A 22621-nucleotide genomic window follows, 5' to 3' on the forward strand; every position below is an offset into this window, starting at 1 on the left:
ACATGCTCAAGGTCCAGGACATCCATAAGCATTTCGCCGGCCTGCACGTACTGCGAGGCGTTTCGCTCGAAGCGGACGCCGGGCGGATCACCGGCATCATCGGGCCGAACGGCGCCGGCAAGAGCACGCTGTTCAGCGTCATGAGCGGCTTCGTCAAAGCCGACCGGGGCCGCATCACGCTCGAAGGCAGGCCGATCGACCGGCTGCGCGCCGACCAGATCGCGATTGCCGGTCTCGTGCGCACCTTCCAGGTTCCGCGGGAATTCACCGATCTCTCGGTCCTAGACAATCTGCGCGTCGCCGCCTCGGGTGCGAGCCACGAGAGCATCACGGCCGCGCTCCTGCGGCCCGCTTCCCGGTCGGCCGAGGAAAGGCGTGTCACCGAGCGTGCCGAGGCGATGCTGGAGCGCCTCAGGCTCAATCCCGTCGCGCATCAGTCCGCGCGCACGCTGTCGGGCGGGCAGAAGAAGCTCCTGGAACTGGGGCGGGCGCTGTTGGTCGAGCCCCGGGTCCTTCTGGTTGATGAGCCGTTCGCCGGTGTCGCGCCGGCGCTGCGTGACCAGTTGCTGGAACACCTGGCCGCGCTGCGGGAGGAGGGGGTCTGCCTTCTCGTCATCGAGCACGACATCGAGGCGATCATGGGGGTCAGCGACACGATCTTCGTTCTGGTCGACGGGGCCGTTCTCGTCAGCGGCCGGCCGGAGGAGGTCCGACAGGACCGCCGCGTGCTCGACGCCTATCTGGGAACCTTGCCGACGTGAGCCTTCTCGAAGTCCGCACACTCGTCGCCGGCTATGGCGATGCCAACATTCTGAACGGCGTCTCGCTCGACGTCGCGGCCGGCCGGATCGTCACCCTCATCGGGCCGAACGGCGCGGGCAAGTCGACGGTGTTGAAGGCGATCACCGGCCTCATCAACCGGCGCGGCGGCACCGTCACGCTGGATGGCCTTGAGATTTCGGCGCTTGCGACGGAGCAGATCATCGCGGCTGGAGTCGGCTACGTGCCGCAGGTCGCGAACGTCTTCCCAAGCCTCACCGTCGCTGAGCATTTCGCAATCGGTGGCGGCGGCGATCGGGCGGAGGCGCGGGAGCGGGTGCTCGGCTATTTCCCGCTGCTGCGTCCGCAGTTGCGCAAGATGGCGTCGGTCCTGTCCGGCGGTGAGCGCCAGATGCTGGCGATGGCTCGCGCGCTGATGCTGCGACCCAAACTGCTGCTGCTCGACGAGCCGTCCGCGGCGCTCGCTCCGCAGATCGTGCAGAGCGTGTTCGACAGGATCGCTGCGATCGCTCGTGACGGCGTCGCGGTGCTCCTGGTCGAGCAGAACGTCAAGGCGGCACTGCCGATCTCCGACTACGCCTACGCCTTGCAGGTCGGCCGCAACGCGCTGGAAGGCACAGGGCCAGAGCTGCTCGACGACCCGCGCCTGCATGACGTCTATCTCGGCGTCGGCGGCAGCCAGAAGCCTTCGCCGGCTTGAGCCGGCCCGGCCAGATCTGCGGCCGCCGCCGGCCGAGCGCCGGACCACCCGGCGCATTCTCCGAGAATGAACCTCTATAGGATCGACAACGAGGAGCGATCCCACAGTGCGATCGGGACCTAGCCGCCGATATCGCTCATGAATGGCTCATCGGCGGCAGCAGCCTCTTGAGCCAGACACCCCGCACGTTCCGGCCCGGAGCAATCCAAAGACGGGGAGCAGCCGCCGCGCCTCGCGTGGTGGCGGCTCGAGCCGTTGCTTAGGCGGCGACCAGGTCGAACCGGTCGGCGTTCATCACCTTGACCCACGCCGCGACGAAGTCCTTCACGAACTTCTCGGCGCTGTCGTCCTGCGCGTAGACTTCGGCATAGGAGCGAAGAATCGAGTTCGACCCGAAGACGAGGTCGATCCGCGTCGCCGTCCATTTGACCGTGTCGGTCTTGCGGTCGCGGATCTCGTAGATGCCGCCCCCGACCGGCACCCACTTGTACGCCATGTCCGTCAGGTTGACGAAAAAGTCGTTGGTGAGGGCGCCCGTCCGGTCCGTGAAGACGCCATGCTCCGTGCCACCGTGATTGGTGCCGAGTGCCCGCATGCCGCCGACGAGGACGGTCATCTCCGGCGCGGTCAGTCCCATCAGCTGAGTGCGGTCCAGCATCAGCTCCTCGGGGCTGACGACGTAGTCTTCCTTCAGCCAGTTGCGGTAGCCGTCGGCGAACGGCTCCAGCACATCGAAGGTATCGGCATCGGTCATCTCGTCGGTTGCGTCGCCGCGGCCTGGAGAGAACGGTACGGCGACATCGAAGCCCGCTGCCTTGATCGCCGTCTCGAGCCCGACATTGCCGGCGAGCACGATCACGTCGGCGACCGACGCGCCTGTTTCGGCCGCAATCGGCTCCAGCACCGACAGCACCTTGGCCAGACGCTCCGGCTCGTTGCCGGCCCAGCTCTTCTGCGGCGCCAGGCGGATGCGCGCCCCGTTGGCCCCGCCGCGCAGATCCGAGCCGCGGAAGGTACGCGCGCTGTCCCAGGCGGTCGACACCATCTCGGCGACGGTCAGGCCACTGGCGGTAATCTTCGCCTTGACGGCCTCGACGTCGTAACCCGTGGGGCCAGCCGGGATCGGATCCTGCCAGATAAGGTCCTCGGCCGGCACGTCCGGACCGAGATAGCGGACCTTCGGGCCCATGTCGCGGTGGGTCAGCTTGAACCAGGCGCGTGCGAAGGTGTCCCGGAAGTAGGCCTCGTCCGCCATGAACTTGTGGCAGATCTCGCGATAGGTCGGATCCATCTTCATCGCCATATCCGCATCGGTCATGATCGGATTGTGGCGGATCGACGGGTCGGACGCGTCGACAGGCTTGTCCTCTTCCTTGATGGCGACAGGCTCCCACTGGTTGGCGCCGGCCGGGGACTTCCTCAGCTCCCAATCGTAGCCGAAAAGGAGCTTGAAGTAGCCCATGTCGAACTGCGTGGGGTGGGTCGTCCAGGCGCCCTCAATCCCGGAGGTGATCGCGTTGGCCGCCTTGCCGTACATGGTCGGGTTGGCCCAGCCGAAGCCCTGCATCTCGACGCCGGCCCCTTCAGGATCAGGACCCAACGCCGAAGCGTCGCCGTTGCCGTGGCATTTGCCGACCGTGTGCCCGCCTGCGGTCAGCGCGGCGGTTTCTTCGTCGTTCATCGCCATCCGGGCGAAGGTCTCGCGGACCTGCGCTGCGGTCTTCAACGGGTCGGACTTGCCGTTCACCCCCTCGGGGTTCACGTAGATGAGGCCCATCTGCACGGCGGCGAGCGGGTTCTCCATGGTCGCGGGCTCGTCGACATTGTCGTAGCGCCCGTCGGAGGGGGCGAGCCACTCCTTCTCGGCACCCCAGTAGGTGTCGGTCTCCGGCGCCCAGATGTCCTCGCGACCGAAGCCGAATCCGAAGGTCTTCAGGCCCATCGACTCGTAGGCAATGTTGCCCGCGAGGATGATCAGGTCGGCCCACGAGATCGCGTTGCCGTATTTCTTCTTGATCGGCCAGAGCAGGCGGCGGGCCTTGTCGAGGCTGACATTGTCCGGCCAGGAGTTGAGCGGAGCGAAGCGCTGGTTGCCGCCGCCGCCGCCGCCGCGTCCGTCGGCAAGACGGTAGGAGCCTGCGGCGTGCCATGCCATGCGGATCATCAGGCCGCCGTAGTGGCCCCAGTCGGCCGGCCACCATTCCTGGCTGTCGGTCATCAAGGCGTGCAGGTCACGCTTCAGCGCCTCGACGTCGAGCGACTTGAGAGCGTCGCGGTAGCTGAAGCCCTTCCCCATCGGGTCGGTCTTCACGTCGTGCTGGTGCAGGATGTCGAGGTTGAGGGCGTTCGGCCACCAACTCATCACCGAGACACCGATGGCGCTGTTGGCGCCGTGCATCACCGGACACTTCGCGATGGCTTGAAAGTCGTCCATCATTTCCCCCTCAAATTGGCGTTCCTGAGCGGAGGATGCACGCATGTTGGCGACACTTCCTTGACGTCGCGCAACCGCGCTTTCCCCTTCGTTCCCGTTTCTCGCCTTACTGCTGAACCCCGATGTTGAATACGTTTGGACTGTCCTGTCCAGCAACGCGCATTCAGCCGATTGCGAAATATCTCGGACAAGCCTGTGCGGTGGTCCCCGCGGTATCCAACGGAACCCGCAGTCAGCGGCTGAGATTGGCTCTGTTGCGTCGGCGGAGCAATGGGCGATTGGCGGGGTGCACCCAATACGAGCAGCCGGTCGCCCTTTGCGGGAGGTTGGGCGGCATAGGCGGCAGAGCTCGGCGATGTCGACCTCGCCGCGACGCCCTTCCAGGACGACGCGGGTCTTCGCTTCCGACGAATGTTGCTTGCGCGTGTGCCGACGGATGTTGTCACGACCTGTGTCGCGTATCGTGCTTGCGGCTCGGGTTTCGTCTCATCTCCGCTCCTCAGCCGTCATGATGAGCCGGAAACCCTCCTCTTCGAAATCACTTCAATTGTCCCATGGGTGCTGACGTGGGACATCGCGATCGTCCAATTCGTCAATACTCGAATCAAGCAAATCATCACGGCAAATGCTCTAAATCGCCGGTCTTCCCCTATACCTCTCTTTCGAACCCCTGCCATTCAACACGGGGGCGACGCGTCAAAGGAGCTTCGGTTCGGTGTCTGAAGGACCGCCGGAGCAGGCGGGGAACGACCTCTCGTCCCTTCGCGCGCTGGATCCGCACAGAGCCTGCCACACGGTCTCCGCCGACGCTTGCGGCTCCTCCCTGAGACGTGTGGCGATCACGGCGAGCTCTTCGGTTGGAAGACGGTCCGACAAGTCTACCACCTGCCCTGCCGCCAGCATTGCGGAGGCGGTCGACAACGGCACCCAGGCCATCCCCACACTGGCGCTCGCAAGCTGCAGGGCGGCCAGGGTCAATGCCGTCTCGACCTTCAGGTCGAGCGCCACCTCCGGCCCACACCGCGGCCGGATTGCGTCTCGCACAAGCTCGCCGAAGAAGACGTCCTCCGGGTAGGCGACGAACGGCAAGGGGCGCATCGCCCCGCATGTCTCCACCATTCCGGGAGCTGCCACCGGAACGAGGCGGTCGCGCGCCACCACCACCTCTTCGACAAAGGCCTCGCGCGGCGCGATTAGCTCCGCGTTTGACTTGTACGTCAGCGTAATATCGGCCGTCCGCTCGACCAGCATTGCCAGACATTCCGAACGGTTTGCCGAGCGCAGACGAATGTTGACCTGAAATCGAGCGAAATCCCGGGCAATCAGATCCGGCAGAATGCTCGTGGTGATCGCATGTTGGCCGGCCATAACGACCTGGTTCGAGGCGTCCTCGCGGCGGCGTTTCAGCTCCAGAATCAGAAGCCGCATCGCTCGGGTGACGTCTCTGACCCTGTCCTCCTGACGCATCAGCGCCGCGGTCGGCCGTGCCGGCTTGCGGGTCCGCTCCAGAAGGGTAACGCCGAGATAGTCCTCGATGGCCCGGACCCGGCGCGAGAACGCCGGTTGGGTGACGTGGCGCCGCGCCGCCGCCTCGTTGAGCGAGTCGGACTCATAGATCGCCATCAGATCCTCGAGCCACTCGATCCGCATCACGTATCTTCTCGCCCAGCTGGCCGGATTATGTCTTCTAAGCATCTTATGCAGGAAAATTTGCATTTGCACTGGGGTAGTCTGTGCGGGACGATGTGCGGATTGCGCAAGTTGGACCGACCGATGCATCTCGCCCGCTTCCCCCGCCTGCACCTGGCGCACCTGCCCACCCCTCTGGAGCCGATGGAGCGCCTCTCGCGAGAGCTCGGCGGCCCTCGCCTCTACATCAAGCGGGACGACTGCACCGGCATGTCGACCGGCGGCAACAAGACCCGCAAGCTTGAATTCCTGATGGGCGAGGCCGAGGCGCTGGGCGCTGACGTCGTCATCACACAGGGCGCCACCCAGTCCAACCACGTGCGCCAGACCGCCGCCTTCTGCGCCCGGCTCGGGGTGGACTGTCACGCTATTCTGGAAGACCGTACCGGCTTCACCGATCCGGACTACACCGACAACGGCAACGTCCTGCTGGACCGCCTGCACGGGGCCACGCTGGAGCACGTCGACGGTGGCGCCGACATGGTCGCCGCCTGCGAGCGCGCCGCCGACCGCTACCGCGCCGAGGGTCGCAATCCCTATGTGATCCCCGGCGGCGGCTCGAACCCGGTCGGCGCGCTTGGCTACGTCAACTGTGCGATGGAGCTCGTGCACCAAGCCAACGAGCGCTCCCTCGCCATCAGCCGCATCGTCCACGCCACGGGGAGCGCCGGGACACAGGCCGGCCTCGTCGCCGGGCTCCACGCTCTCAATGCGGGGATCCCGCTGCTGGGCATCGGCGTGCGCGCACCGAAGCCCAAGCAGGAGGAGAACGTCTTCGCCCTCGCCACCAAGACGGCGGAAAAGATCGGTGCCCCGCCGGTCCCACGCGAGATGGTCGTCGCCAACACCGACTATGTCGGCGAAGGCTACGGCATCCCTAACGAGGGGACCATCGAGGCGATCGAGATGTTCGCCGAGCTGGAAGGGATCCTGCTCGACCCGGTCTATTCCGGCAAAGGTGCGGCCGGGCTCATCGACCTCGTCCGTCGAGGCGAGATCGGCAATGACGAGACCGTCGTCTTCCTGCATACCGGTGGCTCGGCCGGGCTCTTCGGCTACCGTAAGAGCTTCGCCGGCTCGGCGGATTCCATCCTGGCGGCCGCCTGAGGCCGAGGCCCGCCGCGGGGTCGGGCCTTGGCGGCGAGAGGGGAGGGCGCCGGCGTGCTCCGGTGCGCGAGCGGCACCGCCCGGCTCGGAGGAAGTCGGCATGACGAGGGTTGACCATGAGTGTCCACGGGGATGATGTGAGGGCGCGCGGGACCCCCCGCACGATCGGTGTCCTGGGAGGGATGGGGCCCGAGGCGACCATCCTCCTCATGCAGCGCATCCTCGATGCGACGCCCGCAGCGGACGATGCCGACCACATCCCCCTTCTTGTCGACAGCAACACGCAGGTTCCCTCCCGCATAGCCCATCTCATCGAGGGGATGGGCGAGGATCCGGCTCCCGTCCTCGAGGCGATGACGCGGCGCCTCGTCGCGATGGGCGCTGCGGCCCTCGCCATGCCCTGCAACACCGCCCACAGCTATGCCGGCGCCGTCCGCCGGGCCGCCGGGGACGTCCCTTTCCTCGACATGGTGGCGCTCACCGCCGCCGCCGCGAACGAAGCCGCCGTCACGGCGGGGCCCGTTGGCCTTCTCGCGTCGCGCGCGGTCGAGAAAACCGCGATCTTCGCCGACGCCTGCGGGACGCGCGGCGTGATCTACCCCGCCGACCGCGATGCCATGCTGAGCGCCATCCGCGCCGTAAAGTCGGGGCGGCGCGATGCGGCCCGGCCCGTCCTCGATGCGGCAGCCGCGGAGCTCGCGGCGGCGGGCGCGGCCGTGCTCGTCGTCGGCTGCAGCGAATTCTCCCTCCTGTCGCGTGAGATCGGCGCTCCCGTCCCCCTCGTCGACAGCCTCGACAGCCTCACCGAAGCCTGCGTCGCGTTCGCCCGCGCTCCGGCAGGCGCAACCCCGGTCGCGTGAGAGAAGAGACACCCACATGAGCGTTCGATACCTGAAGCGCGGCGGCGAGGCCCCCGTCGCCGCGGCGGACGTCTCCGAGCGGGTCCGCGTCCTCCTCGCCGAGATCGAAGCGGGCGGCGAGGAGAAGGCGCTCGGCATCGCCCGCGACCTCGACGGCTTCAGCGGGGACGTCGACGTCGGCGCGGAAGAGATCGACGCCGCCCATGCCGCGCTCGATCCGGAGGCCAAGGCCGCCATCGCCTTCGCCCACGACAACATCCGCCGCTTCGCCGAGGCTCAGCGCGCGACCCTGACGGACACGGAGCTGGAGATTGCCCCCGGCTTCGTCGCCGGACAGCGGGTGATCCCCGTCGTTTCGGCGGGCGCCTACGTTCCCGGAGGGCGGTTCAGCCACATCGCCTCGGCGCTGATGACGATCACCACAGCGCGCGCCGCCGGCGTGTCGCACGTCGCCGCCGTCTCGCCGCCGCGACCGGGCGGGCGTCTCGCTCCGGACATGGTGTTTGCGATGGCACTCGCCGGCGCCGACCGGATCCTGTGCCTGGGCGGGGTGCAGGGTATCGCCGCCCTCGCCTTCGGCCTCTTCGGACTGCCGAAGGCGGACATCCTGGTGGGTCCCGGCAACGCCTACGTCGCCGAGGCCAAGCGGCAGCTCTTCGGTCGCGTCGGGATCGACATGGTCGCCGGTCCGACCGACTCCATGATCCTCGCCGATGACAGCGCGGACCCCGAAACTGTGGCCGCCGACCTCGTCGGCCAGATGGAGCACGGCGCCGACTCCCCCGTCTGGCTCGTCACCACCGACGCCGGGCTCGCCGAAGCGGTGATCGCGGCGGTGCCGCGTCTCGTCGAGGCGCTGCCGGAGGCGAACGCCGCCTCCGCCCGGGCGGCCTGGAGGATCGCCGAGGTGATCCTCGCGGACACGCGCGAGGAGATGGCGGAGGTCGCCGACCGGACCGGACCCGAGCACCTCCACGTCCAGGCCCGCGACCTCGACTGGTGGCTGGCGCGGCTGACCTCCTACGGCTCGCTGTTTCTGGGAGAGGAGACGACGGTCGCGTTCGGCGACAAGGCGGCCGGCCCCAATCACGTGCTTCCGACTTCGGGCGCGGCCCGTTACACCGGCGGCCTCTCGGTGCACAAGTTCCTCAAGGTGGTCACCTGGCAGCGCGCCAGCGCCAGCGGGGCCCACCCGATCGCCGAGGCGACCGCCCGCATCTCCCGCCTCGAAGGCATGGAGGCCCATGCCCGCACCGCCGACCTGCGCCTAACCGGTGGGAAACGGGGAGACTGAGGCGTCAGGCGGTCTCGTTCAGGTGGCAGGCGGCGTGGTGTCCGGCGCCGACCGGGCGCAGCGGGGGAACCTCCGCCGCGCACCGGTCGAACGCGTGCGGGCAGCGGGTGCGGAAGACGCAGCCCGACGGCGGCGCGATCGGGCTCGGCACGTCCCCGGACAGCACGATGCGTTCCCTGCGCTTCTCCGGCTCCACCATCGGCACCGCCGACAGCAGTGCCTCGGTGTAGGGATGTTTCGGCCCCGCGAAGATCGCCCGGCGCGGGGCCACTTCCACGATCCGGCCGAGGTACATCACCGCCACACGGTGTGTCATGTGCTCAACCACAGCGAGGTCGTGGCTGATGAAGAGGAGGGAGAGGCCAAGCTCGGCCTGCAGGTCCATCATCAGGTTGATGATCTGCGCCTGAACTGAGACGTCGAGTGCCGAGACCGCCTCGTCGCAGACGATGACGTCGGGCTCGGAGGCGAGCGCGCGGGCGATCCCGATGCGCTGACGCTGCCCGCCGGAAAACTGGTGCGGCATCCGCCCCATCGCCGCGCGTGACAGGCCCACCCGCTCCAGGAGGTCGCCGACCCGGGCCTCGCGTGCGGCCGCGGTCCTCGCGAGGCCGTGGGCGCGGATCGGCTCGGCGACGATCTCCTTCACCCGCATGCGCGGATTGAGGCTCGAGAACGGGTCCTGGAAGACCGTGCTCATGCGCCGCCGCATCGGTTTCAGCGCACGGCCGGCCAGGGTGTCGATGCGCACCCCGTCGAGTCGGATCTCGCCCGCAGTGAGCGGGGTGAGGCCGAGCAGGCACTTGCCCACCGTGGACTTGCCGCAGCCCGACTCGCCGACGAGGGACAGCGTCTCGCCGCGCGCCAGGTCGAACGAGACGTCGTTGACGGCCTGAACCGTTCCCTTGGTACGACCGAGGAGACCGCCGTGGATCGGGAAGTGCTTCACCAGGCCATCGACCGACACGAGCGGAGCCTCGCCCGTCGTGGCGGCGGCCGTGGAGCGTTCGAGGGAGGGGGCCATCATGCGGCGTCCTTCGGTGCGAAGTGGCAGGCTGCGAGATGGCCGGGCGCCTTGGTCTCCAGTGCCGGGTCGATCTGCCGACACACCTCCTCGGCCCGATGACACCGCGCCGCGAAGATGCACCCCTCGTGCGCCATCGTGAGATCCGGAACCCGGCCAGGGATCTCGGCGAGACGGGCCGGGGCGCCCGCCTCCAGCGAGGAGCCGAGGCGCGGTACCGCCGCCAGGAGGCCCTCGGTATAGGGGTGGCGCGGGTTGCGGAAGAGGTCGGCCACGCGGGCCTCCTCGACCTTGCGCCCGGCATACATCACGAGGACCCGCTCGGCGGTCTCCGCCACCACGCCGAGGTCGTGCGTGATCAGCATGATCGCCGAGCCGAGCTGCTCCCTGAGGCCGGCCATCAGCTCCAGGATCTGCGCCTGGATCGTCACGTCGAGCGCCGTCGTCGGCTCGTCGGCGATGAGGAGCTGCGGCCTGCAGGCGAGCGCGATGGCGATCATCGCCCGCTGCCGCATCCCGCCCGAGAGCTGGTGCGGGTAGTCGTCGACGCGGCGCTCGGGCGAGGGGATGCCGGCGAGGCGCAGCATCTCGATAGAGCGCGCCCGCGCCTCGCGCCCGCCGAGCCTCTCGTGCAGGGCGAGCGCCTCGCCGATCTGCTGGCCGACGGTGAAGACCGGGTTGAGCGAGGTCATCGGCTCCTGGAAGATCATGCCGATCTCGCCGCCGCGGAGCTTGCGCATCTCGCGCATCGGCAGGTCGAGCACCTCGCGGTCCTTGAAGCGGATCGAACCGTCGATCACGCCGGGCGGTGTCGGCACCAGGCGCAGGACCGACATCGAGGTGACCGACTTGCCACAGCCCGATTCGCCGACGATGGCGAGTGTCTCGCCGGACTCGATGTCGAATGACAGTCCGTCCACAGCCCGGTTGACGCCGCGGCCGGTGCGAAAGTGAATGCGCAGGTCGCGCACCTCAAGCATCGCCATCGCCTCATACCTCCTTGGCGAGGCGCGGGTCGACCGCGTCGCGCAGCCCGTCGCCGAGGAGGTTCACGGCAAGCACCGTGACCGACAGGAAGAGCGCAGGAAAGAAGACGACGTAGGGCTTCACCTGCCACAGCGCCCGCCCCTCGGCCATGATGTTGCCCCAGGACGGGATCGAGGTCGGCGTACCGGCGCCGATGAAGGACAGGATCGCCTCGGTGATCATCGCCGAGGCGCAGATGTAGGTCGCCTGCACCGTGAGCGGGGCGAAGGTGTTGGGCATGACGTGCTTGACGACGATGCCGAGCCAGCTCGTCCCCGACACCACGGCCGCCTCGACGTAGGGCTTTTCCCGGACCGACAGGACGACGCTGCGCGTCAGCCGCGCCACGCGCGGGATCTCGGCGATGACGATGGCGATGACGACGTTGGTGACCGAGCCGCCGCGCATCACTGTCATGAGCGCGATGGCGAGCAGGATCGCCGGGATCGACATCAGCCCGTCCATGATGCGCATGACGATGGAATCGGCGACGCGCACGAAGCCTGCGAAGAGGCCGATGGCGAGCCCGATCACCGAGGACAGGACCGCCACCGCCAGCCCGACGACGAGCGAGACGCGCGCTCCGTAGATGACGCGCGAGTAGATGTCCCGCCCCATCATGTCGGTGCCGAAGAAGGCGGCGGCGGAGGGATCCTTGACGCGCATCGCCGGGTTGAGGGCGGCCGGGTCGTGGGTGGCGATCCATGGGGCGAAGATCGCCATCAGCACCATGAGGCCGAGGAGCACTCCCCCGATGACGAGGGTCGGATGCTCCAGGAGGAGGCGCACCGGCCGCGAGCGCGGCGGGATTTCGGGGATGAGAGGGGGGCGCGCGGGCGCGGCCGGGAACCGCGCGGGCGTTTCGGGGGCGGTCAATACCGGATCCTCGGGTCGAACAGCGTGTAGCTGATGTCGATCAGAAGGTTGATGAGCACGTAGACGAAGCTGAAGATCAAGATCACGCCCTGGATGACGGGGTAGTCGCGGCGCAGGATGGAATCGACCGTCAGCCGGCCGAGGCCGGGCAGCGCGAAGACGCTCTCGATGACCACCGCGCCGGAGATCATGAGCGCGATTCCGAGGCCGATCACCGTGACGATGGGTACCGCCGCGTTGCGCAGCGCATGGACGAACAGGACGATGCGTTCGGACACGCCCTTGGCCCGTGCGGTGCGGATATAGTCCTCGCTCAGGATCTCCAGCATCGTCGCGCGTGTAATGCGGGCGATCAGCGCCACGTAGACCCCGGCGAGGGTGGCGGCGGGCAGGAGGAGGTTGCGCAGCCAAGGCCAGAAGCCTTCGGAGAGCGGCGTGTAGCCCTGCACCGGAAGGAGATGGAACTTCAGCGCCAGCACGTAGGCGAGGACGTAGCCGATGACGAAGACGGGTACCGAGAAGCCCAGCACCGCGATCAGCATGACCACCCTGTCGACGAGGCGGCCGCGATTGTGCGCGGCGACGACGCCGAGCGGCACTGCCACGCCGATCGCCATCACCAGCGTCACCACCATGAGCGACAGGGTGGGCTCGACGCGCTGCAGGATCATCGTAGAGACCGGCAGCCGGGTGAAGATGGAGACCCCGAAGTCGCCCTGCAGCACGTTCCCGGCCCATTCCAGGAAGCGCACGGGAAAGCTGCGGTCGAGCCCGAGCTGGGTGCGGATCGCGGCGATCTCGGTGTCGCTCGCCTGATCGCCGGCGAGGATCGCGGCCGGGTCGCCCGGCGCGAGGTAGAGCAGCGAGAAGACGAAGATCATCACGAACGCCATGACGGGCAGCGTCGCGAGGATACGGCGGGCGATGTAGACGCTCATACCAAAGGGTCGGCTCCGCGGACGGCGGGGAGGGAAGGGCGGTCGGCGCGGCCGCTCGATGGCCGCGTCCGCACGTGCCGGCCGCGCGGCACGGCGCTTCGGAGAAATCGCGGCGGCCCGTGAGGAGCGCCGCGACGTGGGACGGCCGTCAGGTCCGGTGAACGTTCCAGAACATGTCGACCGAGCCGTGCAGCGCGCCCTGAAGGTCGGAGCGGATCGCGCCGGTGCGGAAGACCTGCCCGAGCGGGACGACCGGGACCATCTCCAGCGCCCGCTGGTGCGCCTCGTTGAAGAGTCGCTGCTGCTCGGCCGGATCGGTCGCCGACAGCCACGCCTCGACCAGGCGCTCGGTCTCGGCGTCCTCGAACCAGCCCCACCAGCCGCCTTGGCCGATGCCGCGCGTGGTGGCGTTCGTTGCCGGGTTGGCGATCGAGATGGCCGGCCAGTTGGTGTGAGCGATGCTCCAGCCGCCGTTCTCGACGGGCTCCTTCGAGACGCGCCGCTGCACGACGGTGCCCCAGTCGGTGTCCTGCAGGTCGACGTTCATGCCGAGCTGGGTGAGGAGGTCGGCCGTCACCAGACCGTGAGGGTGGATCGAGGCGATGTCGGTCGGGTTGAGGATGACGACCCGCTCGCCGTCGTAGCCGGCGTCGGCGAGCATCTTGCGCGCTTCGTCGAGGGTATGGGGCGGGCTCATCATGTCGCTGCCGAGTTCTTCCACGCCCGGCATGCCGCACGGGAACATCGCCCGGCACTCCTGCCGCTCGTCGTCGCTGGCGGTGATCGACTGCAGGTAGGGGAGCTGGTTCACCGCCATCATCACGGCGCGGCGGATCTCGGGGTTGTTGAACGGCGGCTGCAGATGGTTGAAGCGCATCACCGTCATCAGTCCGAACGGGTCGGTCTGGAAGAGTTCCACCCCCGGCGCGGCGGCGATGATCGGCACCAGGTCCGGCAGCACGGTGGAGATCCAGTCGACCTCGCCGGCCTGGATGGCGGCGACCTTGGTCGCCTCGTCGGGAATGATCTGCCAGATCAGCCGGTCGAAGTGGACCACCTTGCCGCCCGAGGTCCACGAGGCCGGCCCGGAACGCGGCACGTAGTCCTGGAACTTCTCGTAGACCACGCGGTCGCCCGAGACGTACTCGTCAGCGAGGAAGCGGAAGGGGCCGGAGCCGACCATCTCGGTCACCTGCTCGGCGATCGGCTGCGAGGCGAGACGCTCGGGCATGATCATCGCGGGCGAGGAGTGCGGCTTGCCGATCGCCTCGAGGAGCGGGCCGAAGGGGCGCGTCAGACGAATGCGGACCGTCTTGTCGTCCTTGGCCTCGAACGCCTCGGTGGCCGCGCGCAGGGCCTGGCCGAAGGCGTCGCGCTGCGACCAGCGGTCGAGGCTGGCGGCGCAGTCCTGGGCGCGCACCGGCTCGCCGTCGTGGAAGGTGAGACCGTCCCTGAGGGTGATCTCCCAGGTGAGGCCGTCGTCGGACACGGTGTGGCCCGCGGCCATCTGCGGCTGCGGCTTCAGATCGGAATCGACGCCGTAGAGCGTGTCGAACACGCAGTAGCCGTGCGTGATCGACACCGCCGCCGGGGTGAAGACCGGGTCGAGGATGGTCAGGTTAGAGCTCGGCACATAGCGCAGCGTCCCGCCCGGTGCGCCCTGTGCGCGAAGGACGGAGGGCATCGCGAGCATCGGCAAGGCGGCGGCCGAACCAAGGAGCGTTCTGCGGGTGATCATTGCCTCTCCCTTTCAAACGTTTGAGGTGTCGTCAGGCGGGGGCCGGCGTGCCGATCATCGCAGCGCGTCAGCTCAGACGCGGGGGCGTCTGCGGGTCGTCGACCGGCCAGAAGGGGCGCACGCGGTGGTGCCAGTCGACCTTGGACAGATCGAGCGGCGTCGCGCCGGGGCCATGGACGGAGAGGAAGGCCCGCTCGGGGGTGAGCAGCTTGCGGAAGTTCATGAGCTGCTTGAACGAAACCATCTTGAATGCGCTGATGTCGATGCCGCATGCGGCGTAGTGCTCGTCCATGTGCTCGTAGACTGCATAGCTGGCGGCCAGAACCCGGATCGGCCCGATGCGCAGGACCGCGACGGGCCCGAGCGTGGCGGAGGCGCCGGCGACGGGGCCGCCGGTGTACGTGAAGCGCCCCTCGCACAGCCGCTCGACGGTCGCGTTGACCCTCACCGGGGCGACCTGCCGGTCGTCCTGCCAGGCGCCGATTTCGAACATCGCGCCGGCACCCTCGCCGGCCGCGGTCGCCCGCTCCACCGTTCCCGGGTCGACGATGGCGACGGCGGCGGGCGTTTCTGGCGCGTGGGCGAGGAGTGCGGCGAGGATAGCCGGAGAATCGCCCGAAGCTCCTCCGCCGATGCTGTCCGACGCATCCACCAGAAGGACGGTTTCGGCGTCCATCGCGAGCGCGGCCCGGACCGCTTCGGCCGGGGTATAGGCGGGCAGCTCGAAGGCGCGGCGGCGGGTCCACATCGCCTCGGCGACGGCCGTCGCCGCCATCTCGGCCGCGGCCGCGTCGCCGTCGGTCACCGCGAGGCCGGTGATGCCCACGTCCGGCCCGTCGAGCCATGGCTGGACCGGGAAGTAACTGACCGACAGCGCCGCGCCGGCGGCTTCCATGGCGCGGGCGATGCGCGCCACCTCGGCGAGCGGCGCGTCGTCGAGGGTCGCCATGCCGAGGACCGGCAGGATGGCGTTGAAGGCGACGTGGCCGATGCGCGGGGAGATCTCGCCGCGCATCGTGCGCACGAGGAGTGACGCAGCCCGGGCGCCGGTCTCGTAGGCGTCGACGTGGGGATAGGTCTCGTAGCCGACGACGATGCTGGCGTTGCGGGCCATCCTGCGGCTCACATGGGCGTGCAGGTCGAGGCTGACGGCGATCGGCACCGCGTCGCCCACCCGCTCGCGCAGACCGGCCAGGAGGGTGCCTTCCGGGTCCCCGTCCGAGGCGGTGATCATCGCCCCGTGGAGGGCGAGGTAGATCCCGTCGAGCGGACCTGCGGCGGCGATCCCGTCGAGGATCTCCGCCATTGCCTCGGCGAAGAAGGCGTCGTCGACGTGGCCGCCGGCGCCGCCCTTGGCCATGTAGACGGGGATCACCTCCGCCCCGGCCGCCCGCACGGTGTCGATGCCGCCGGTGAGGGCGAGGGCCTTGCCGGCCACCGCCTCGAGGATCGCCGGGCCGCGATGGAGCGCCTTACGAGCAAAGTCGGCCCTGCGGTCGACCCTCAAAGACAGGCTGTTGCCCTCATACTCGAGGCTTGCGACGGCGACACGCATCTCGCGTCAGCACTTCGTCCGCGAAAGCGAGGCAGTCGGGTGTCGGCGCATCGTCGTCTCCTTCGGCATGGCAAGAGAGTGTTCCAAAAGCCGAGCATCGGCAAATGCAAAAATTTTCACGGAAGTTGCTTGTCATGCATATTGTTGCTCTGAATCCGCCCTATAAATCGGCCACTTGTGGCCGCGCTATATGTCGATCGGGATGGAAAAGCAGCCCGAACCACTTTCAATCCGATCGGTAAGTCGAAAGACGGCAACTCTTGTCGGAGTGCCGAAATGCCGCTTCCGAGCGCACAAGCCCCGGTGCTCACCGGGAAACGTCGGCGCGAAGCTGACCGACCTCGCCGTCATCACCACCGCCTCGCGCGGCGAAACCACGGCGTGGCCGAAGGACCTCGGCGCGAACCACGGGATCGACCATACGAAGCCGCTGGCAGCGCAGGTCGACGCTCTCGGTATCGGCGCGCCGGCCTTCGTCTACTCGACCACCGACACCGACCAGCACCTCGCCGACATCGCGAAGCTCATCGCCCCGCAAGGCCGGTTCGCACTGATCGACGACCCCGCGACGGTGGACATCACGCTCCTCAAGCAGAAGAGCGTATCGACGCACTGGGAGCTCATGTTCACACGCCCGATGTACGGCACCGAGGACACCGGCAAGCAGGGTGAGCTCCCGAGCGAGGTCTCGGCCTCTGATCGACGACGGCACCCTCAGGACCACGCTCGGCGAGAGCTGCGGCACCATCAACGCGGCGAACCGGAAGCGCGCGCACGCCCTCATCGAGAGCCACCGCGCGAGGGACAAGATCGTGCTGGAGGGGTGGCCCTGAGACACGGTCTCGCGGCGCCTACGGGAAAATGGCCGACGGGATCGGGGTCGGCCGATTTGCAGCGTCGTCGATCCGTACCGCCTTGCGTCTGGCCATGTATGATCGTCGCGGATTTCTATCGACTTCATCAACGCAAGGATCGAATCCATGACCAAAGGGTCGGACCTCTTCGTCGCAGCGCTGGAGAACGAGGGGGTGGACCGCATCTTCGGTGTGCCGGGGGAGGAGAACCTCGACGTTCTGGAGTCGTTGCGGACCTCGCGCATTGAACTGATCCTGACGCGTCACGAGCAGGCGGCGGCCTTCATGGCGGCGACCCATGGACGCCTCACGGGCAGGCCAGGCGTCTGCCTCGCCACGCTCGGTCCGGGTGCGCTCAATCTGTCGACCGGCGCGGCCTATGCCCACCTCGGCGCCATGCCGATGATCCTCGTCACCGGCCAGAAAGCGGTGATGAGCGCGAAGCAAGCCCGCTTCCAGATCGTCGATATCGTCGCCTCGATGAAGCCGCTCACCAAGATGACGCGGCAGATCGTCAGCGCGGCCGCGATCCCCGCAACCGTGCGCGACGCCTTTCGCATCGCGATGGAAGAACGCCCCGGACCGGTCCATCTCGAACTGCCGGAAGACGTCGCGGCGGCGGACGTGGAGAACGCTTGCCTGATCCCCGTCCACACGCTGGAGCAGCCCGTTGCGGGCGCGACCGCGCTTGACCGGGTGGTGGAGGCGATCCTCGCCGCGAAGCGGCCACTCGTGATGGTCGGCGCGGCGGGCAACCGGCCGTCTCTGGTCGAAGCTCTGTCGGAGTTCATCACGCGCACCCGGCTGCCCTTCTTCAATACGCAGATGGGCAAGGGCGCGGTCACCGGCGGCTCCAATCTCTACATGGGGACGGCAGCGCTGTCGGAGGGTGACTATGTCCACGAGGCCGTCGCGCGCGCCGACCTCATCGTCGCCATCGGCCACGACACGGTGGAGAAACCGCCCTTCCTGATGAAGAGCGCCGGCGGGCCGAAGGTCATTCACGTCGGCTACCAGTCCGCGACGGTCGAAGAGGTCTACCACCCGGATATCGAGTTGATCGGCGATATCGGGGCGACGGTCGCAGCACTCGGCGAGCGGCTCGAAGGCCGGCTGTCCGCCGACGAGGGAATGCTCGAACTGCGCCAGAGGATTCTTGCCCGGATCAACGACCGTGCCGAAGAAGATCGCTTCCCGGTGACGCCGCAGCGGCTCGTCCACGACGTCCGCCAGGTGATGCCCGACGACGGTATCGTCTGCCTCGACAACGGCATGTACAAGATCTGGTTCGCCCGCAACTACCGCACCCACGTCGCCAACACGCTGCTGCTCGACAATGCGCTCGCCACGATGGGCGCGGGCCTCCCCTCGGCGATGATGGCGGCGATGCTCTACCCGGACCGGCGGGTCATGGCGGTCTGCGGCGACGGCGGCTTCATGATGAACTCGCAGGAGATGGAAACCGCGGTGCGGCGCGGGCTGAACCTCGTGGTGGTCGTGCTGAACGACAGCGCATACGGCATGATCCGCTGGAAGCAGGCCGTCGACGGCTTCCCCGATTTCGGCATGAGCTTCGGCAACCCCGATTTCGTGCGCTATGCAGAGGCCTATGGGGCGAAGGGATCGCGGGTGAGCGCGGTGGAAGATCTCGTGCCGACCTTGGAGGCCGCATTCGCGGGTGGCGGCGTCCATCTGGTCGAGGTGCCGATCGACTATTCCGAGAACACCCGGGTTCTGGTCGACGAGCTGCGTAACCGCACGCCCGACGTGGAATGTGCCTGAACAGGCCGGCTTCCCGGCCCGAGGCCAGGACCCGAGACGCAAGGAGCCCGAACATGCTGAAGGTCGTGCAGGCATTCGACCGCGCGCCGGTCGCGGAGATCGACACGGACGATGCCGCCGCGCTGGAGCGCAAGCTGGCCGCGAATGCGTGCATGGGATCAATTTTGACGGCCGCCGGGTTTGGATGGCGACTGGTCGGCACTTGAATGCTTTCGACCCGGACACCGCAGAGATGTCGAAGACGCTCGACGTTGCTGCAGGGGCGGCACGGCCTTCGACGGGGCGCATTTGCTCCAGATCGCAGAGGCCCTGATCCGAAAGACCGATTCCGAGACGGGCGAGGTTCTCGCAACCATCCCGGCGCCCGGCGATGGTGACGACACCGGTCTGGCCTGGGTTGAGGGTTCGCTGTGGGTTGGGCGGCATCGCGGCCGCAAGATCCATCGGGTCGACCGGGCGACGGGAACGGTGCTGAGTACGATCGAAACGGATCGGTTCGTCACGGGGGTCGACGGTGACTTCTGGCATGGCCCGTGGGAGGATGGCGGATGCGATATCCGCCGCATCGATCCTGCAACCGGGAACGTGCTCGAGATTGTGGACATGCCGGCAGGGGCCGCGTCCTCGATCTGAACCGGACTCCGTCGGAAGGAGACGGAGCCGTTTCAGCGAGGAGCAGATGATCGCGGTGCTGAAGCACGCGGCGGGGATCGGTGTGGCGGAGCTATGCCGCAAGCACGGGATCAGCGATGCGACGTTCTACACGTGGAGCATGCGCTACGGCGGGATGGAGGTCTCGGACGCCAGGCGGCTGAAGGCGCTGGCGAACGAGCGGCGCCGGTCCGGTTACCGCCGCCTACACATCCCGCTGCGCCGGCAAGGCATCGAGATGAACCACAAGAAGCTGTTCCGCCTCCACCGCGAGGAACGGCTGGCTGTGCGGCGCCGCGGCGGGCGCGAGCACGCAATCGGAACGCGCGCACGATGACGCCGCAGCCTGCCGGCCACTCGCCGCCTCATCGAAGAATGGTGCGCCGACTACAATCACGACGGCCCGTACACCAGCCTCGGCTGTCTCATCCCGAACGAGTCTGCAACCCTGTCCCGAGAGGGCCACAGCATGTATGGAGTCCAGCTGTGAGCGAGGCCACTTCGGCGGCAACGTCAGCAGCGTCCCCACGCCAAGCCTGGTCCGGAGAATCCCGGCAGATCATGCGTGCCGCGCCCGGCGAGCGAACATCGGCAGGCTTCCGGGCAAGCGACCTCGCGACATCGCGCATATTCGGCTGGCGGCCGCAGAGGTCACAGTCGTCATCACAAGCAACGGCCGACTTAGCCGTCCCGGAACTCTTTCAGATGCGTTGCTAGAAGAGCCACCGCCTTCTTCTCGGATCGGCGTTGCGGATAACTCAAGTAGTACCCGCCGCCCGGAACATATGGGCGGTCGCGGTAGACCGACAGGCGCCCTTGGGACAACAGGTCCGCCGTGTTCGACACCCAGCCCAGCATGACGCCCATCCCCGCCAATGCTGCTTGCGTCGCCTGCACGTAGTTGTCGAAGACCCGGTCGGCACGACGCTTTCTCGAAAGCCCCGTGGCGTCGAAATACTCTTCCCAACCCGCCCAGCCATTGCCGTCCGATCGAACGTGCAGGAGTGTCGCGGCCTCGAAATCCCCGGCCCCGTGCGTCTCGAAGGCTTCCGGCTGGCACACCGGCAGGACTTTCTCACGAAAGAGCAGGTCGCCTTGCTTCCCGGCGTCCTGTTCGCGCCTGTACCGGATGAGAAGATCCGTGCCGGGTGCGAAGTGCGGCACGCCGCTGGACGTCACGACCCTGGCGCTGATGTCCGGGTGGGCGCCGTAGAACATGGCGAGCCGCGGCATCAGCCAATAGGTGCCGGTACAGACGGTACAGGCGATGTTGACCTCGGTCTCGCCGGCCGCTCTGGCCCCGATCTCTTCCAGCGCGCGCTCCATCCGATCCATGCCCTGCGACACCGCCTCGTAGAGCGAATGTCCACTTTCCGTCGGCGTCGCCGGGCGCACGTTTCGGTCGAAAAGCTTGACGCCGACATGGTCCTCCAATGCCCGGACGGCCTGACTGACGGCGGGCTGGGTCACGTTGAGTTCCAGGGCGGCATTCTGAATGCCGCCGCTTCGGATCACCGCCTCGAATGCCGTCATCAGCCGGAGAGGTGGTAGGTTGCGCCGCATTAGCATAACTTCTGGATTATGCTGGATTAGGAGTTTCGATCTTCTGTAGTCGTAAAATTGAAGGTATTCCAGAGAGATCGGCGGCTCTGAATCCACACTTCTACGCCAATAACATTAGTAAAACATTCGGGAGGTGCCTATGCCCGACACAGCTGCGGTTTTCGACCTCGAAGGCGATGCCGGCGCTCTGGGCGCATTGCGCATCGATCTGGCCGCGGCCTTCAGACTGACCGCGCGGTTCGGATGGCATGAGTCCGTCGGAAATCACTTCACCGCGTCCATCTCACGCGACGGGCGACGGTTTTTGATGAACCCGCGCTGGCGCCATTTCGGAGAGATCCGAGCGAGCGACCTTCAAGTGCTCGATGCCGATGACCCGGACGTGATGTTGCGATCGGACGCGCCGGATCGCTCAGGCTGGACGATCCACGGGGCCGTGCATCGCACGCATCCGCACATTCGCGTGCTGCTGCACTGCCATCCGCCCCATGCCACCGCGCTCGCCTGTCTGAAGGATCCGAGCCTGCCCCCCGTCGATCAGAACACGGCCCGGTTCTATGGATGCCTGGGCGTCGACCTCGGCTTCGGCGGCATCGCGAACGACACCGAGGAAGGTGAACGGCTGGCGGTGGCTTTCGGCGATCACCGAGTCCTGATCATGGGCAATCACGGGGTGAGCGTTGCCGCACCGACGGTCGCGGAGGCCTTCGAGGATCTCTATTTTCTCGAGCGATCCGCCCAAATCTACTTGCTTGCCCTCTCGTCGGGACAACCGTTGAGCGTGATGTCCGATGCATTGGCACGGAAGACCGCTGACGGCTGGCTGTACTATCGAGCTCAGGCCTTCGAGCACTTCGAGCACCTGAAGCGCCAACTGGACCAGTTGGACCCGTCCTATCGCGACTGAATGACTGATAACGAGATGATAATGCCGGCAATTGACGTAGTATTCTTCGACGTCCTGGGAACCGTGGTCGATTGGCGCGGTAGTATCACGGGCGAGGTGGCGAATTTTCTGCGCCGTCATGAGGCGCATCACATCGATGCGGGCGCGTTTGCGGATGCATGGGTCGGGCGTTACGACGCGGCGGCCGGTGCTGTGCGTGACGACGGCCGGCCGTACGTCACCCTCGACGTGCTCAACAGGGAAACGCTCGACGTGAGCCTGTCCGAGGTCGGGATCGCACCCTCCGGCCTGCCGGCGAGGGAACTCGACGAGTTGACCCGAGCATGGCACAGGCTGAAGCCTTGGCCGGACGCGGTCGCGGGTATCGCCGCCTTGAAAAAGCGCTTCATCGTCGCTCCCTTGTCCGACGGGCATACGCGGATGCTGGTGGACATGGCCAAGTTTGCCGGTTTGCCGTGGGATGTCGTTCTGGGAGCCGACCTTTTTCAGGCGTACAAGCCCATGCCGCAGGTCTATTCGAGCGCCTGCGGGTTTCTCGACGTTGCGCCGGAAAGGGCCATGCTGGTGGCCGCGCACGGATACGACCTGGCCGGTGCGCGTGCATGCGGGCTGAAGACTGCTTTCATTCAGCGGTCCAACGCCAGCGATCCGTCAAAGGCGTGCGAAAATCAATCGCGGCACGACTGGGACTTTTCTGCAGACGACCTTTGCGATCTCGCGCGACGTCTGTAGGGCGCTCGGCGGGGCATAGATCGTCTTCCAGCCGAAGTCGGCCGCCTGACTGATCCCCGTCGTCCGGCACATGTCCGCCGACGGCATCTCTTCCTCGCCCTGCTTAACGAT

At 67.3% G+C, this 22621-nt stretch carries 18 protein-coding genes and 3 pseudogenes; 12 read left to right on the plus strand and 9 right to left on the minus strand.

Annotated elements, in window-relative coordinates:
- Window positions 1-2: 2 nt before the first annotated feature.
- Together DLJ53_RS31685 and DLJ53_RS31690 are read left to right on the plus strand one after the other, a co-directional pair.
- On the plus strand, window positions 3-761 hold the full coding sequence (locus DLJ53_RS31685) for an ABC transporter ATP-binding protein (RefSeq protein WP_111352336.1): 759 nt from the start codon (window positions 3-5) through the stop codon (window positions 759-761).
- A complete protein-coding gene (locus DLJ53_RS31690) occupies window positions 758-1480 on the plus strand; it encodes an ABC transporter ATP-binding protein (RefSeq protein WP_111352337.1) in 723 nt (240 codons plus the stop codon). Before DLJ53_RS31685 ends, DLJ53_RS31690 begins: the two co-directional genes overlap by 4 nt.
- Before the next feature lie 259 nt (window positions 1481-1739).
- Here DLJ53_RS31690 and katG read toward each other — a convergent pair whose 3' ends face one another.
- Together katG and DLJ53_RS31700 are read right to left on the minus strand one after the other, a co-directional pair.
- Window positions 1740-3917, minus strand: a complete 2178-nt coding sequence (katG, locus tag DLJ53_RS31695; RefSeq protein WP_425320979.1) for a catalase/peroxidase HPI — start codon at window positions 3915-3917, stop codon at window positions 1740-1742.
- A 693-nt stretch (window positions 3918-4610) separates the two neighbouring features.
- A complete protein-coding gene (locus DLJ53_RS31700; RefSeq protein ID WP_162409756.1) occupies window positions 4611-5564 on the minus strand; it encodes a LysR family transcriptional regulator in 954 nt (317 codons plus the stop codon).
- 123 nt (window positions 5565-5687) lie between these two features.
- Between DLJ53_RS31700 and cuyA the strand changes: the two genes are divergently transcribed.
- The 3 genes from cuyA (at window position 5688) to hisD (ending at window position 8864) form a co-directional block, all read left to right on the plus strand.
- A complete protein-coding gene (cuyA, locus tag DLJ53_RS31705) occupies window positions 5688-6710 on the plus strand; it encodes a D-cysteate sulfo-lyase (RefSeq protein ID WP_111352339.1) in 1023 nt (340 codons plus the stop codon).
- Between the two features lie 116 nt (window positions 6711-6826).
- The gene (cuyB, locus tag DLJ53_RS31710; RefSeq protein ID WP_111352365.1) at window positions 6827-7570 is read left to right on the plus strand and encodes a cysteate racemase; all 744 of its coding nucleotides are present in this window, start codon (window positions 6827-6829) and stop codon (window positions 7568-7570) included.
- A 16-nt stretch (window positions 7571-7586) separates the two neighbouring features.
- Window positions 7587-8864: a histidinol dehydrogenase gene (hisD, locus tag DLJ53_RS31715; protein WP_111352340.1), complete on the plus strand. Its 1278-nt coding sequence runs from the start codon at window positions 7587-7589 to the stop codon at window positions 8862-8864.
- Window positions 8865-8868: 4 nt separating this feature from the next.
- Here the strand turns inward: hisD and DLJ53_RS31720 are convergent, their stop codons facing one another.
- The 6 genes from DLJ53_RS31720 to DLJ53_RS31745 form a co-directional block, all read right to left on the minus strand.
- Window positions 8869-9891 carry an ABC transporter ATP-binding protein gene (locus DLJ53_RS31720; RefSeq protein ID WP_244935206.1) on the minus strand — a complete coding sequence of 341 codons (1023 nt, stop codon included), beginning with the start codon at window positions 9889-9891 and terminating at the stop codon, window positions 8869-8871.
- Entirely contained in the window at window positions 9888-10874 is a 987-nt protein-coding gene (locus DLJ53_RS31725) for an ABC transporter ATP-binding protein (RefSeq protein WP_111352341.1), read from the minus strand. The genes DLJ53_RS31720 and DLJ53_RS31725 overlap by 4 nt, the downstream gene beginning before the upstream one ends.
- Before the next feature lie 4 nt (window positions 10875-10878).
- On the minus strand, window positions 10879-11733 hold the full coding sequence (locus DLJ53_RS31730) for an ABC transporter permease (protein WP_226583363.1): 855 nt from the start codon (window positions 11731-11733) through the stop codon (window positions 10879-10881).
- 53 nt (window positions 11734-11786) lie between these two features.
- A complete protein-coding gene (locus tag DLJ53_RS31735; RefSeq protein WP_111352343.1) occupies window positions 11787-12728 on the minus strand; it encodes an ABC transporter permease in 942 nt (313 codons plus the stop codon).
- Window positions 12729-12876: 148 nt separating this feature from the next.
- On the minus strand, window positions 12877-14466 hold the full coding sequence (locus DLJ53_RS31740; RefSeq protein ID WP_111352344.1) for an ABC transporter substrate-binding protein: 1590 nt from the start codon (window positions 14464-14466) through the stop codon (window positions 12877-12879).
- Between the two features lie 67 nt (window positions 14467-14533).
- Entirely contained in the window at window positions 14534-16021 is a 1488-nt protein-coding gene (locus DLJ53_RS31745; RefSeq protein WP_111352345.1) for a M81 family metallopeptidase, read from the minus strand.
- Window positions 16022-16349: 328 nt separating this feature from the next.
- Here DLJ53_RS31745 and DLJ53_RS36225 point away from each other — a divergent pair.
- The 5 genes and pseudogenes from DLJ53_RS36225 to DLJ53_RS31765 all read left to right on the plus strand — a co-directional run.
- A pseudogene (locus DLJ53_RS36225) lies at window positions 16350-16854 on the plus strand (zinc-binding dehydrogenase); the annotation flags it as partial.
- Window positions 16855-17001: 147 nt separating this feature from the next.
- Window positions 17002-18657: an acetolactate synthase large subunit gene (locus tag DLJ53_RS31755; protein ID WP_111352347.1), complete on the plus strand. Its 1656-nt coding sequence runs from the start codon at window positions 17002-17004 to the stop codon at window positions 18655-18657.
- 53 nt (window positions 18658-18710) lie between these two features.
- Complete coding sequence (locus DLJ53_RS35385) at window positions 18711-18863, plus strand: hypothetical protein (RefSeq protein ID WP_162409730.1); 153 nt, start codon at window positions 18711-18713, stop codon at window positions 18861-18863.
- Window positions 18806-19284 (plus strand): annotated as a pseudogene (locus tag DLJ53_RS35805) (NHL repeat-containing protein); the annotation flags it as partial. The gene DLJ53_RS35385 and the pseudogene DLJ53_RS35805, both read left to right, overlap by 58 nt.
- A pseudogene (locus DLJ53_RS31765) lies at window positions 19253-19639 on the plus strand (transposase); the annotation flags it as partial. The pseudogenes DLJ53_RS35805 and DLJ53_RS31765, both read left to right, overlap by 32 nt.
- Before the next feature lie 350 nt (window positions 19640-19989).
- Here the strand turns inward: DLJ53_RS31765 and DLJ53_RS31770 are convergent.
- Window positions 19990-20871, minus strand: a complete 882-nt coding sequence (locus DLJ53_RS31770; RefSeq protein ID WP_162409760.1) for a LysR substrate-binding domain-containing protein — start codon at window positions 20869-20871, stop codon at window positions 19990-19992.
- 139 nt (window positions 20872-21010) lie between these two features.
- Here DLJ53_RS31770 and DLJ53_RS31775 point away from each other — a divergent pair, with 139 nt between their 5' ends.
- Window positions 21011-21778: a class II aldolase/adducin family protein gene (locus DLJ53_RS31775; protein ID WP_111352349.1), complete on the plus strand. Its 768-nt coding sequence runs from the start codon at window positions 21011-21013 to the stop codon at window positions 21776-21778.
- Entirely contained in the window at window positions 21779-22510 is a 732-nt protein-coding gene (locus tag DLJ53_RS31780; protein WP_202913464.1) for a haloacid dehalogenase type II, read from the plus strand. It begins immediately after the preceding gene.
- Window positions 22511-22621: the final 111 nt, after the last annotated feature.

The sequence above is a fragment of the Acuticoccus sediminis genome, from assembly GCF_003258595.1.
Taxonomy (GTDB): Bacteria; Pseudomonadota; Alphaproteobacteria; order Rhizobiales; family Amorphaceae; genus Acuticoccus; species Acuticoccus sediminis.